Annotated in this window: 10 protein-coding genes; 4 read left to right on the forward strand and 6 right to left on the reverse strand. The window is 73.7% G+C overall.

Annotated features, from left to right (window positions below):
• The first annotated feature begins 124 nt into the window (after positions 1-124).
• From ettA to ACIRO3_RS09970, 3 genes are read left to right on the forward strand one after another with little or no spacing between them, the layout of a single operon-like run.
• Positions 125-1789 carry an energy-dependent translational throttle protein EttA gene (gene ettA, locus ACIRO3_RS09960; RefSeq protein ID WP_361786460.1) on the forward strand — a complete coding sequence of 555 codons (1665 nt, stop codon included), beginning with the start codon at positions 125-127 and terminating at the stop codon, positions 1787-1789.
• Positions 1790-1800: 11 nt separating this feature from the next.
• On the forward strand, positions 1801-2274 hold the full coding sequence (locus tag ACIRO3_RS09965) for a thioesterase family protein (RefSeq protein WP_361786457.1): 474 nt from the start codon (positions 1801-1803) through the stop codon (positions 2272-2274).
• Complete coding sequence (locus tag ACIRO3_RS09970) at positions 2271-2984, forward strand: hypothetical protein (protein WP_404134513.1); 714 nt, start codon at positions 2271-2273, stop codon at positions 2982-2984. The genes ACIRO3_RS09965 and ACIRO3_RS09970 overlap by 4 nt, the downstream gene beginning before the upstream one ends.
• A 134-nt stretch (positions 2985-3118) precedes the next feature.
• On the opposite strand, the gene ACIRO3_RS09975 is transcribed toward ACIRO3_RS09970, so the two are convergent.
• Complete coding sequence (locus ACIRO3_RS09975) at positions 3119-3523, reverse strand: globin (RefSeq protein ID WP_361786451.1); 405 nt, start codon at positions 3521-3523, stop codon at positions 3119-3121.
• A 147-nt stretch (positions 3524-3670) separates the two neighbouring features.
• On the opposite strand from ACIRO3_RS09975, the gene ACIRO3_RS09980 reads away from it, so the two are divergent.
• Positions 3671-4669 carry a methyltransferase domain-containing protein gene (locus tag ACIRO3_RS09980; protein WP_404134516.1) on the forward strand — a complete coding sequence of 333 codons (999 nt, stop codon included), beginning with the start codon at positions 3671-3673 and terminating at the stop codon, positions 4667-4669.
• A gap of 54 nt (positions 4670-4723) precedes the next feature.
• Here ACIRO3_RS09980 and ACIRO3_RS09985 read toward each other — a convergent pair whose 3' ends face one another.
• Genes ACIRO3_RS09985 through ACIRO3_RS10005 form a run of 5 tightly spaced genes read right to left on the reverse strand, consistent with a single transcriptional unit; the run spans position 4724 to position 13053 of the window.
• On the reverse strand, positions 4724-5902 hold the full coding sequence (locus ACIRO3_RS09985; RefSeq protein ID WP_404134519.1) for an FHA domain-containing protein: 1179 nt from the start codon (positions 5900-5902) through the stop codon (positions 4724-4726).
• Positions 5903-5948: 46 nt separating this feature from the next.
• The gene (locus tag ACIRO3_RS09990) at positions 5949-7277 is read right to left on the reverse strand and encodes a VWA domain-containing protein (RefSeq protein ID WP_361786441.1); all 1329 of its coding nucleotides are present in this window, start codon (positions 7275-7277) and stop codon (positions 5949-5951) included.
• 32 nt (positions 7278-7309) lie between these two features.
• Positions 7310-8911 (reverse strand): protein phosphatase 2C domain-containing protein, encoded by a 1602-nt coding sequence (locus ACIRO3_RS09995; protein ID WP_404134522.1) that lies wholly within the window; start codon positions 8909-8911, stop codon positions 7310-7312.
• Positions 8912-8914: 3 nt separating this feature from the next.
• Positions 8915-11743 carry a tetratricopeptide repeat protein gene (locus ACIRO3_RS10000; RefSeq protein ID WP_404134525.1) on the reverse strand — a complete coding sequence of 943 codons (2829 nt, stop codon included), beginning with the start codon at positions 11741-11743 and terminating at the stop codon, positions 8915-8917.
• Positions 11740-13053 (reverse strand): hypothetical protein, encoded by a 1314-nt coding sequence (locus ACIRO3_RS10005; RefSeq protein WP_361786471.1) that lies wholly within the window; start codon positions 13051-13053, stop codon positions 11740-11742. The genes ACIRO3_RS10000 and ACIRO3_RS10005 overlap by 4 nt, the downstream gene beginning before the upstream one ends.
• Between the last annotated feature and the right edge of the window lie 47 nt (positions 13054-13100).

The following is a 13100-nucleotide window of genomic DNA, read 5'->3' on the forward strand; positions in this document are numbered from 1 at the left end:
CTGCGTGTCGCGTGGCGTGGGAGCGCAGCTCAGGGGCCCCGACCATACGCGTTTCCCCCGACGTGTGGACGCCTGGCAAGATGGGGTGTATCTGCCCACCCATCGATCTGCCGGACGGTTTCTCTTGGCTGAGTTCATCTACACCATGCGCAAGACGCGCAAGGCGCACGGCGACAAGGTGATTCTTGATGACGTCACCCTGAACTTCCTGCCCGGCGCGAAGATCGGTGTGGTCGGCCCGAACGGCGCCGGCAAGTCCACCGTCCTGAAGATCATGGCGGGCCTGGAGCAGCCGTCCAACGGCGAGGCGTACCTCTCGCCCGGCTTCACCGTCGGCATCCTGATGCAGGAGCCCAAGCTCGACGAGTCGAAGACCGTCCTGGAGAACGTCCAGGACGGCGCCGCCGACACGATGAAGAAGCTGCACCGCTTCAACGAGGTCGCCGAGCTGATGGCGACCGACTACACGGACGCCCTCCTCGACGAGATGGGCAAGCTCCAGGAAGACCTGGACCACTCCAACGCCTGGGACCTCGACGCCCAGCTGGAGCAGGCCATGGACGCGCTGGGCTGCCCGCCCGGCGACTGGCCCGTCACCAACCTCTCCGGTGGCGAGAAGCGCCGCGTGGCGCTGTGCAAGCTGCTGATCGAGGCCCCGGACCTGCTCCTCCTCGACGAGCCCACCAACCACCTCGACGCCGAGTCGGTGAACTGGCTGGAGCAGCACCTCTCGCAGTACAAGGGTTGCGTCATCGCCGTGACCCACGACCGGTACTTCCTGAACAACGTCGCCGAGTGGATCCTCGAGCTCGACCGCGGCCGCGCCATCGCCTATGAGGGCAACTACTCCACGTACCTGGAGAAGAAGGCCACGCGTCTCAAGGTCGAGGGCCGCAAGGACGAGAAGCGTCAGAAGCGCCTCAAGGAAGAGCTGGAGTGGGTCCGCTCCAACGCCAAGGGCCGCCAGACCAAGTCCAAGGCCCGCCTCGCCCGCTACGAGGAGATGGCGGCCGAAGCGGACAAGATGCGCAAGCTGGACTTCGAGGAGATCCAGATCCCGCCGGGCCCGCGTCTGGGCTCGATCGTGGTCGAGGTCAACAACCTGTCCAAGGCGTTCGGTGACAAGGTCCTCATCGACGACCTGTCGTTCACGCTGCCCCGCAACGGCATCGTCGGCATCATCGGCCCCAACGGCGCCGGCAAGACCACGCTGTTCAAGATGATCCAGGGCCTGGAGACGCCGGACTCCGGCGCCATCAAGGTCGGCGACACCGTCAAGATCAGCTACGTCGACCAGTCCCGCGCCAACATCGACCCGAAGAAGACCCTCTGGGCGGTCGTGTCGGACGAGCTGGACTACATCAACGTGGGCCAGGTCGAGATGCCCTCGCGCGCGTACGTCAGCGCCTTCGGCTTCAAGGGCCCGGACCAGCAGAAGCCCGCGGGCGTCCTGTCCGGTGGTGAGCGCAACCGCCTCAACCTGGCGCTGACGCTCAAGGAGGGCGGCAACCTGCTGCTCCTCGACGAGCCCACCAACGACCTCGACGTCGAGACCCTGTCCTCGCTGGAGAACGCGCTCCTCGAATTCCCGGGCGCGGCCGTGGTCATCTCCCACGACCGCTGGTTCCTGGACCGGGTCGCGACCCACATCCTCGCCTACGAGGGTGACTCCAAGTGGTACTGGTTCGAGGGCAACTTCGAGTCGTACGAGAAGAACAAGGTCGAGCGTCTGGGCGCGGACGCGACGCGTCCGCACCGCGCCACCTACAAGAAGCTGACCCGGGGCTGAGGTCGAGGACCATGGCCAGACATCACTACAGGTGCCCCCTCCGCTGGGCGGACATGGATGCCTTCGGGCACGTCAACAACGTCGTCTTCCTCCGCTACCTGGAGGAGGCGCGCATCGACTTCATGTTCCGCCTGGCGCCCGGGGAGGGCAGTGAGTCCTTCACGGGCGGTTCCGTCGTGGCCCGCCACGAGATCGACTACAAGCTGCCCCTCGTGCACCGGCACGAGCCGGTGCTGATCGAGTCCTGGGTGACCCGGATAGGCGCCGCGTCCCTGACCATCCGCTACGAGGTCAAGGACGAGGCGACCGACTCCACGCCGGAGACGGTCTACGTGCGCGCCGAGACCGTGGTCGTGCCGTACGACCTCGCCGCGGGGCGGCCCCGCCGCATCACGGCCGAGGAGCGGAGCTTCCTGGAGGAGTACCTGGACGAGCCCCGCGACGCCAAGGGCGCCAAGGGTTCGGAAGGGCGCCTCGCGGCATGAACGACCGGTTGCACTGCGCCGACTCCGGGGAGGCGGCGGACCTCGCCGCCTTCCTGGGCCGGCTGGTGCACTACGACCGCGCCGCCGCGGTCCGCCTGCAGGCGGCGGCGGGCGGCGGCGCGCTCGCCGTCTTCGGGCGGCCGCCGTCCTTCGAGGTGCTGGCCGTCCGCACGGTGCGCCTCGCCGCGCCCGTGGGGACCCCCCTGGACCTGACGGTGTCCGCCGGCGAGCTGCTGGAAGCGGTGGACGAGGGCGCCGCGAGCGTCGTCGTGCCCGACCCGGTCACCGGGCCGCCCTGGGCGGGGGTACTGCCTCCGCGCGGCGGCTGGGAGCCGGTGGCGGGCCTGCCGGGCCCCGAGGCGATGCGGGCCGCCGTGGCGGGCGCCATCGCCGAGTTCCGGGCCCGTGACGAGGCCCTGCCCCCGCAGCACCGGACCCGGTCCGAGCGCGACCTCATCGGCCGCGAGATCTGGTCCCGCACGCTGGGGGACACCGAACTTCCGCTGCGCGCCGTGCACGCCGCGCAGTCCCTGGGCTTCCTGCGGCCGGTCCGGTCCTCCGTGCCCGCCGGGCCGACCGCGGCTCCCGCGCCGGTGGCACTGCTGGCGTCCGGGGGGTGGCTGCGGCTGCGCACCCCGTACGGGTCCGTCGCCATGCGCCGTCCCGGTGGGACCGGTGGCCTCGGCGCCCTGCTGGTCCGGCCCGTCTGACGACACCGCCCCCGGTTCCGGTCCGCCTTCCGCCGCCCGGCGCCCTTCGCCGCCGGACCGCCGCCGCACCGCCTTTGCCGTACCGCCCTTGCCGCGCCGCCCCCGCCGACGTCCGGCGGGGTGCGTCCCCCGCCTCAGCCCGCGGTGTTGATCATCGATGCGGCCGCGTACGTCAGGTACCGCCACAGCTGCGCCTCGTGCTCCGGCGCCAGGCCCAGCTCGTCCACCGCGACCCGCATGTGTCCCAGCCACGCGTCGTGCGCGGCCGCGTCCACCTGGAACGGGGCGTGCCGCATCCGCAGGCGCGGATGGCCGCGGTTCTCGCTGTAGGTGCTCGGGCCGCCCCAGTACTGCATGAGGAAGAGCGCGAACCGTTCCTCGGCCGGCCCCAGGTCCTCCTCCGGGTACATCGGGCGCAGCAGCGGGTCTTCCGCGACACCCTGGTAGAACCGGTGGACCAGGCGGCGGAAGGTGGCCTCGCCGCCCACCAGCTCGTAGAAGGTCTGCTCCTGGACCGTGCCCTGCGGATCGTCATTCACATGACCATCGTCTCAGACGCCCGGACCGAGGACCGGGGTCCTAGGACCCCTCCCCGCCGGCCGGGGACCCCCGCGCCACGCCGCGGCGCGCGGGAACACGCCCGACCAGCGTTGGCACTGACCCCCGCCGGGCAGCACAGTGGAGACATGGGCGCAGATGCCGAAGCACGCGACCTGCGCGAGACCGCGCACGCCGCCCAGGTCAAGGAATTGATCGCGGCCGGGGCCCTGGACGACCCCGACTGGCGGGCCGCCTTCGCGGCGGTGCCGCGGCACGTCTTCGTCCCGTACTTCTGGACCGGACGCGGAGCCGGACACGAGCGGCTCTGGGCCGAGGATCCGGACCCGGAGCGGCGGGCCCGCTGGCTGCGCGGCGTGTACACGGACACCCCGCTCGCCACCCGGCTGCGAGACGGCGAGCTGGTCTCCTCCAGCAGCCAGCCCTCCCTGATGGCGAGGATGCTGGAGGCGCTGGACGTCCGCGACGGGAACAACGTGCTGGAGATCGGCGCGGGCACCGGTTACAACGCGGCCCTGCTCTGCCACCGGGTCGGCGAGGACCTGGTCACCACGGTGGACCTGGACGAGGAGATCACCGAGTCGGCGCGGACCCACCTGGCACAGCTCGGTCTGCACCCGACCGTCGTCACCGGCGACGGGGCGCGCGGCTGCCCCTCCCGCGCCCCCTTCGACCGGATCCTGGTGACCTGCACGCTGCCGTTGATCCCGCACGCCTGGCCCGCCCAGTGCCGGCCGGGGGCCCGCCTCCTGGCGCCGCTGTCGACCGGGCTGATCGCGCTCACCGTGCGGGACGCGGACTTCGCGGAGGGCCGGTTCCTGCACACCTCGGCGTACTTCGTGCCGCTGCGCGGGGCGGGCGCGGCCCCGCACGCCCCGTCCCCGCCCCGGCACGGGCTCCCGTACGAACTGGTGGACAACGAGCGCCTCCAGTTCCTGCTGATCCTCACCGAGGGCGCCCTGCACCCCCGGGAGGCGCTGGACCTGTGGCGCCGCGAGGGCCGCCCGGCGCGCGAGCGGTTCGGCGTCACGCTCACGTCGGAGGGACAGTGGTCGTGGCTCGACGACCCCCGGGGGCCTTACGTGTGGCCGCTGGGGGACGCCGGAGCGCGCGAGCAGTCGGTCTAGGGTCTGTCTTTCGGATCATGCCGGGCTCGCGGGGCCTGATCCGAAAGACAGACCCTAGCCGCGCCGGACGGTGATCGTGGTCCAGGCGCCGACGTGGACCTGGTCGCCGTCACCGAGGGGGATCGGGACGTACGGCTGGATCGGTTCCTCACCGCCGTTGATGGTGGTGCCGTTGGTGGAGTTCTGGTCCACCACCGCCCAGCTCCCGTCGGGCTGCTGGACGAGCACCGCGTGCTGGTGGGAGACGCCCGGGTCCTCGGGGGGCACCGAGAGGTCGATGTCCGGGGACTCGCCCGAGGAGGCGCGCCGCCGGCCGATGGTGATCTGACCGCCGGAGAGCGCGAGGTGCTGCTCGGGGGAGTACGCGGGCAGGTTCAACCCGGCCGCCTCGGGGCCGCTGCGCTGCATCATCGCCATGAAGTACGAGCGGTCGGGGGCGACCGTCGCGCTCCAGGCGCCGCCGCCGTGGGACGGGACCTGACCCTGGCCCTGACCTTGGGGCGCGTAGTGCTGCTGTTGCTGGTGGTGCTGCGGGGCCTGGTGCTGCGGGACGTGCTGTTGCTGATGTGGGGAATGCTGCTGGTACTCCTGCTGCGACTGCTGCCCCTGCGACTGCGGTGATTGCGGAGGCTGTTGGTACTCCTGCTGCTGCGGCGGCGGAGGCTGCTGCTGGTAGTGCGGCTGCTGGTACTCCTGCTGGAGGGGCTGCTGCACGGGCTGCTGCCGGTGCGAGGGCTGCCCGTGTGACGGCTGCGACTGCCCGTGCGACTGCTGCCCGTGTGACTGCTGGTCGTGCGAGGGCGGCGGCAGCAGCCAGTCGTCCTCGCGCTGGAGCGGCTCGGCCGGCCGGTTGACCCGGGACGGCCGCGAGCCCTGGTAGTCGAAGTGGTCCTGCGAGAAGGTCGGCGGGGCCTGCGGCGGCGGGGGCGGCGGGGTGCCCACGCTCCCGGTGCCCGCGGCCGGGCCCGTCTCGGGCGCGAGCGGCGTGTACGAAGTCGCCGAGCGCGTCAGGAAGTTGTACCGGCACTCCTCGCAGAACGGGGCCATGGCCTCGCGCGGGGTCCGGCACTGCGGGCACAGCTCGGCCTGCGCGGTCGGCTCGCCGGCCGTGGGAGGGTAGCCGTAGCCGTAGGAAGGCGCCGCGGGGGCGCTCGTCGCGGCAGCCATGCGGTGGCCGCAGACCTCGCACCAGTCCTCGGAGGCGGACTGGTGCCCGTTCGGGCAGGTCGGCATGGCTACGCTTCCCCCTTCTCCCTGCGTCATCGCGGCAGGTCTCTTCTCAGGTCTTCTTCACTCGGACGGTCTGCGTCGAACGCGTTTCAAGGGTCATCTCGTCGGCATCGGCGACCTTCGCTTTCAGCCGCACAGTACCTGCCGCCGCGTCCACGACATCCACCACCTTCGCCAGCAGTTTGGCAGTGTCGGCGTTGCCGGACACGCTCGCCAGTTGTACCGCGCGTCCGAGTTTGGCCGTCGCACCATCGACATCACCCAGTTTGCGTGCTTCCAAACCTTGTTGGATGGCCTGGGCCAGCTCCGCCTGCCCGGTGTAGTGCGCCACCTGCGGGCTGATCGCCGTGGAGGCGACGAGGTCGTCGGTCCACACCGCCCGGACCAGACCCTGGGCGAGGACGGTCGGCGCGCCTCCCGCCACGTCCGGCACGATCAGCGTGGCGCGGGCCGCGAGCATCTCCTGGCCGACGGCCGCCCCCGGAACCCGGACGCACACGTGGTACTCGCGGGACTCGTCGCCCCACGAACCCGTCGGGTAGTCGCCGGCGCGCGGTCCGGCCTCGGTACGGCGGTCGGTGAGGTCCCGGACGGTCGGCGCGACCTGCTTCACGTACTGGATCTCCACGCCGACGGGGGTCCACAGGCGCAGCGCGACGTCCGCGACCTCCTTGCCCATGGCGTTCTCCATCATGCGCGTGAAGTCCTCGGTGAGGTGCGCGGGATCGGCCACGATGTCGGCGCTGCCGAGCAGCGCGCTCGCGATGCCGGTCACCTCCTTGACCTCCCAGTCGGTGCCCACACCGCGCGCGTCGCAGGTGAAACGACCCGCGCAGGCTTCGAGGGTGGCGCGCAGCACGGACGGCTCCTCGTGCTCGTTGCGCCCGTCGGTGAGCAGGATGCCGTGCCGGATCGTGGCCCGCGACTGCCGGAGCAGCCCGTCGGCCAGCCGCAGCCAGGTGCCGATGGCGGTGCCCCCGCCGGAACCGAGGCCGCGCAGGGACTCCTTGGCCTGCGCGCGCGTCACCGCGTCGGCCGTGGCCAGCCGGCCCTGACCGGGGTAGACCTCCCTGGCCACGTGCGTACCGGCGATCACCGCGAAGCTCGTGCCGTCGCGCAGGGTGTCGATCGCGGCGGCCGTGGCCTCGCGGGCACCGCGCATCTTGTCCGGCGGGTACTCCATGGAACCGGAACAGTCCACCATGATCACCACCGCGGCGCCGCCGGGCGCGGGGACGGCGGTCCTGGTGGCGGTGGCCCCGCCGCTGGAGGTGACCGTGACGATGGCGTGGACGTCGCGGCCGCCCTCGGGGAGGAACTCGTTCTGGTACACCTCCACGCTGAAGCGCGGGGCGCTCGGCTTGGCGAAGTTCGCCATCGATGGGACTCCCTCGGAGGATCGGTCGAAGATCAGGCCTGGGTGCGCGGATCCGCTTCCGCTTGCGGTTCCGGTTGTGCCGCCGGGGTTTCCTCCGGCCGGGCCGCGAACGGCACGACGGCCACGGTGACATTGTCGTGGCCGCCCCCGTCGAGGGCGTGCCCCACCAGGACCTGCGCGCTGTGCAGCGGTCGGACCGCCGCGTCCTGCGGCAGGATCCGGGCCAACTCCCGGGCGGACTCGGCGTAGTTCCACAGCCCGTCGGTGCAGACCACGACCACGCCCGGGTGGTCCGGTTTGAAGCTCGCGGTGTGCGGTTCGAGGTCGTACGCGTCGGCCCCGAGCCAGCCGGTGATGGCGTGGGCGCGGGCGTCGGCGTACGCCTCGGCCTCGCCCATCAGGCCGGCCGCGACCATCTGGGCCGCCCAGGAGTCGTCCTCGGTGAGCCGGCGGGGGAGCGCGGCCCGGTCGTCGGGGACCCAGTACGCGCGGCTGTCGCCCACCCACCCGATGGTGAGCAGACCGCCGCTGACGACGGCGCCGACCAGGGTGCAGGCGGGGGCGTTCTGAGCGCCGGGGGCCTCCGGGGCCAGGGCGTTCACGGCGGCCGCCGCCGCCAGGATCGCCTCGTGCATGGCCTCCTGGGGGTGCGCGCCCCGGGGGAGCGCCTCCAGCAGCGCCTCGTTGGCGGCGCCGGCGGCGGCGGCCGAGGCCTCGTCGGGGCGGCTGGCGGACGAGACGCCGTCACAGACGATCGCCACGGTGGCCGCGGAACCGTCGGGAAGGGCCGTCGCGGCCACCGCGAAGGAGTCCTCGTTGCGGTGGTGGCGCAGCCCGCGGTCGCTGACGGCGGCGACGCTGCCGAGCTCCTCCTCCAGGTGGTCGCGCTCGCGGGGCTGGGCGTGGCCGCAGTGCTCGCAGTACCCGTCGGTGTCCACCCGGCCGGCGCGGCAGGCCACGCAGGTCTTGCCGGCGTCGCCGCCGGCGGGGCTCGCGCAAGGCGCGGGGCTCGCGGGAGCGATGGGCGCCGGGACGGGCGGGTCGTACCGCTCGCCGGCGTCGCCGAAGCCCCGGGGGGCGGGGCCGGCCGGCGCCTCGGGGCCCGGGTCCGGGTGGCCGGACGGCTGCCCGGCAGGAAGGCCGGGCGGAGCGGCCGGGGGTTCCGGGTGCCCGGACGGCGCTTCGGCGGCTCCCCACGGGGTGCCTTCGGGGGGCGTGGAGGCGGCGCCGTAGGACGCGCCCCGGCCGTCCGACGGGCCCTGCGCGGCGGCGTACGCAGGCTGCTGCTCCGGGGACGAGCCGTACGACGCCCCGCCCGGGCCCCACGCGCCGGCCGGGGCCGACTCCGCCGGTGCGCCGGTCCAGCCGCCCGGGTCCCCGACGAGGGTCGGGGCGGCGCCCGCGGCGCTGCCCCAGCCCGGCGCGGGCCCGCCGGCCCGGTGCCCGGCGCCGCCGCGGTCCGCGCCGGGGTCGCCCGGCGGCGCGGGTTCGGGCGCGGTGATCGGGAGGGTCGGGTCGGGATCCGCAGACGCGGTTGGGGAAGAGAGGGCGTATCCGCACACGCCGCAGAAACGGTCCCCCTCTTCCAGGGGCTCAGCGCAGCTGGGGCAGCCCGACGGCCGATGCATCGACATCAATCACACCCACGTCCGGGGACGGAAACGGTTTGCCCGCTCCACCAGTTCGATCCTCTCCTCGCCCCGCTGCGCCAGCCGAGCGAGGACGCGGTACGAGCGTTCCAAGCCGAAGCGCAGCCCCCGCTCGTCCAGTTGGCTGCCGAGCAGCGAGGTCCGGCCGGGGTCTGCACCCCGGCTACCCGACAGTACCCAGTCCAGGGCCGAGCCCAGAACCTCCGTCGACAGCCGTTCGTGCCGTTCCGCGTCGAGCCCGAACCGCGCCAACGCCTCCACCTGCGCGGCAGCCGCCGTCAGGTCGGGCAACAGCGCCTCCTCAGGGGAGCGGTCGCGCAGGCGTGCCCGTACGGCCGCCACCCGGGCGGCGGTGTAGTGGATCGACGCCTCCGGCACGGATTCCAGGGTGCGCACGGCCCGGGCCCGGTCGCCGGCGGCCAACTGGACGCGGGCCAGTCCGAAGGCCGCGCTGACGAAGCCGGGATCGGTGATCCACACCAGCCGGTAGTACTCGGCGGCGTTGTCCAGCTGGCCCAGGACCTCCGCGCACAGTCCCAGGGCCAGCTTCGGCGCCGGCTCGCCCGGGAAGGCGTCGTAGATCGCGTCGAAGGACAGGGCGGCCGTCTCGTCGTCCCCGCCGGCCAGCGAGGCGATGCCGCGCGTCCACACCACCCGCCAGTCGTCCGGATGTCGCGCCTCCAGCTCGACCAGGGCCTGCCCGGCCACGGCCGACTCGCCCAGTTCGAGCCGGGCCCGCAGCTCGCGCAGCCGCAGCTCGGCCGAGTCGGCCGGCGCCGCACCCAGCGCGCCGAGCAGATCGGCGGGCGCCGAGGCGAGCAGCCCGGTCAGGAACCCGGCATTGGGGTCGGCCGGGTCCACCAACGGCACCGGCAGGGCCAGCGCGGCGCTCCTGGTGTCCAGGGGCGCCAGGCCGGTACCGGTGGGACGCGGCCCGTGGGCCTGCCGGGGCACCGGCGCGGACAGGAGGGTCGGACCCGGTGCGGGCGCGGCCGGGACGGCCGCCTGCCGGGGCAGGGGCGCAGCGGCCGACACGTGCGTGGCGGTGGTCCCCAGGGCCGCCGGCGACGGGGCCGGCGCGGCTCCCGCGAACACGGCACCCGCCGGTCCCGTTCCCACCGGGGCGGGCGTCACGGGCACCGGCCCCACCGGCATCGGCGCCGGCCCCACCGGCGCGGGCAACGGCGCGAACGGCGCGGCGGCGACCGGCGCCGGCGCGGTCCGCCCGCGGCGCCCGGATCGGCCGGTTCGCCCGGATCGGCCCGGGCGGCCCGTCGGCGCGGTGGAGCGGGCCCCCAGCCGGGACGCCTGCGTCCCCGCCTCGTCGGCATACAACCGGTTGTCCGGAACGTGCAGTTCCGGTCCGAACAGGGTGGACAACTGCGGCCGGGGCCTGCCCGTCTGCAGCGCCACGACCTCGCGCAGCACCCCGGTCAGCTGGTCCGCCATCTCCTGGGCGGAGGCGAACCGCCGCCCGGGATCGGGGTCGGTGGCTCGCACCAGCAGCCGGTAGAAGGACTCGTACCGCCCGAAGACCTCGATGTGCTCGGGATCGGGCAGGGAGTCCACGAACACGTTCGTGTAGCCCTGGAAGTCGAAGGTCAGCACGGCCAGCGTGCGCGCCACCGTGTACAGGTCGGAGGCCACCGACGGGCCCGTCTCCGCGACCTCCGGAGCCTGGTAGCCCACCGTGCCGTAGATGGCCGACTCCTCGTCGTCCATCCGGCGGACCGCGCCCATGTCGATGAGCTTCAACTGGTCCTGCTGCTGGATCGCGTTGTCGACCTTGAAATCGCAGTACAGCAGGTTCCTGCTGTGCAGGTGCCCGAGCGCCTCCAGCGCCTCGATCCCGTACGCGCAGGCCTGTTCCACCGGCAGCGGATCGCGCCGGCCGTCCGGCCGGCGGCGCTCGTTGGCGATCTCCTTCAGCGACTTGCCGCCCACGTACTCCATGACGATGTACCCGTCCAGCGAACCCGTCCGCTGGTCCAGGTGTTCCACGAAGTTGTAGATCCGCACGATGTTGGAGTGCTCGATCTCCGCGAGGAAGCGCCGCTCGGAGATCGCCGCCTCCATCGCGTCCTGGTCCCCGGTGTCCAGCAGGCCCTTCAGGACGACCCAGCGGTCCGACACCGCCCGGTCCACGGCCAGGTACACCCAGCCGAGCCCGCCGTGCGCCAGGCAGCCCGCGACCTCGTACTGGCCGCGCACCACGTCGCCGGCGCGCAGCTTGGGCACGAAGGAGTACGGGTGCCCGCACTTGGTGCAGAACCCCTCCGTCCGGCCGGGCCGCTCGCCGCGCGCCCGGCCCACCGGGGCCCCGCAGTCCGAGCGGGAGCAGAACCGCTTGCGCTCCGGCACCTCAGGGTTCTCCAGCACCGCGGCCGAGGGATCCGGACGGGGCACCTCCGGTACGTTCACCAGCCCGGCACCGAGCCGGCCGCGCCCCGACACCGAGGGCGCCGAACCCGAACTGCGCACCGACACCGAGCGGGTGGAGGCCGCCCCCGACAGGGACCGCGACAGCCGCCCGGACACCGAGCGCCGCGAGGACGAGGACCGCGAGGACCGGGAGGAGCGCGCGGAGGTCGAGGACCCCGAACGCTCCGAGCCCCGGGAGCCTGCGGACCCCCGGGAGTCACCGTGGCGCGCCGCGCTCGTCATCCCCGTCGGCGGCGAGAGCAGCTCCTCCGCGCCCGCCGCGACGGAACCGATCGGCGCCAACCCGCAGGTGTCGCAGTACAGCTCGCCGCCACCCATGTCCTCGTACGTCCCCGGGCAGCCGGGGCGAACGCACGCCGTTCCGCTCGGGCTCATGCGTCATCCTTCCCCGGCCGGTGGGGCCGGTGTTCAACGGGCGGGTCCGCGGGCGCCGTGCCCGACGGGGCGGGTGCGTCCCGAGGAGGCGGTGGGGCCGACGACTCGGCCGCCGCCCACTGGTAGCGCAGCACGGCCTCCTCGGCGGCCCGCAGATCGCAGGGAGCGCTCCACAACATCCGCCGGGCCGTGTCGTACCGCTCGATGAGCAGCGGATCCTCCGCCATGCCGAGCCGGGCCACCTTCGCCCTGTACGCGTCCAGCCGGCCGCGCAGCTCCGCCCGCACCGCGAGCGGGGCCGTCACGGCGGTCAACGATTCACGGGCCCTGCGCAGCTCCTCGTCGGCCCGCACCTCCAGCGACTCCAACAGGGGCGACAACCGGTGCCACTGCGACTGCCGCCGGTACTCGGCCGCCGCGGCCAACTGCTCCTGCAGGGCGGTCGGCGGCCCGCTGACCGCGGGCACCTCCGACGCCGCGATCTTCGCCAACACCTCGCCGCGCGCCGTCCGCGCCTCGGCCAGCGTCCGGTCGGCCCGCGAGAGCACGTCCCGCAGGTTGATCAGCCGCTGCTCGGAGTCCTGCCGCACGTCGAGGACCGCCTCGATCTCCCGGCGCACGTCGTCCAGGGCGCGCGCGGCCCGGTCGTAGCGCCCGGTGTCCGGACGGCCGCCGCCCGGCGCGGAACTCCCCGCGGTCGCCGACCAGAAGGCCAGCGGATCGGCGATCACCCGCGCGCGCAGCTCCGTCAGCTCGGCGGTGATCTCCTCCAGATCGTCCCCCGAAGGGTGCTCGCCCGGCCGGATGCCCACCGAGCGCGCCAGGGAGCGCGTCCGGTGCAGCTCGGCGGAGAGCAGGTCGATCCGCGCGGGCAGCGCCGACCAGACCGCGTCGGCGGCGACCACCACGTCCAGCGAGCCCGCGTACAGCTCGTTCATCCGGGCCACCAGCTCCGCCAGCGAGAGCCGCTCGGCGAGCGCGGCGCCCTCCCGCCCGGCGCCGGCGATCAGCACACCCGGTCCGCGCAGCCGCTCCGTCAGCTCGATCAGGTCCTCGCGGCTCGGCCGGCGACGCCGTTCGCGGATCTCCCGGGCGGCGCGCAGCGCCCCGCTGTAGGCGTCGAAGAGCGTCCACAGCCGGGTGATCGCCTCGTCGGCGGCGGTCCAGCGTTCCTTCGTCACCCCGGTGAGCGCGGCACCCTCCAGCAGCCGCCGCCCGGAGTGGTCCTGGAGGGCGAGCAGGGAGGTCTCGACCGCCTCGTGCTCCGCGGCGAGGCGGCTCAGCGCACGGTCCACGTCGTCCCCGTCCATGACCGCCGGACGCTCCTGCGGACGACCCGGCCCGACCACGCCGCTCA

The organism is Streptomyces sp. NPDC102278 (assembly GCF_044766345.1).
GTDB lineage: Bacteria > Actinomycetota > Actinomycetes > Streptomycetales > Streptomycetaceae > Streptomyces.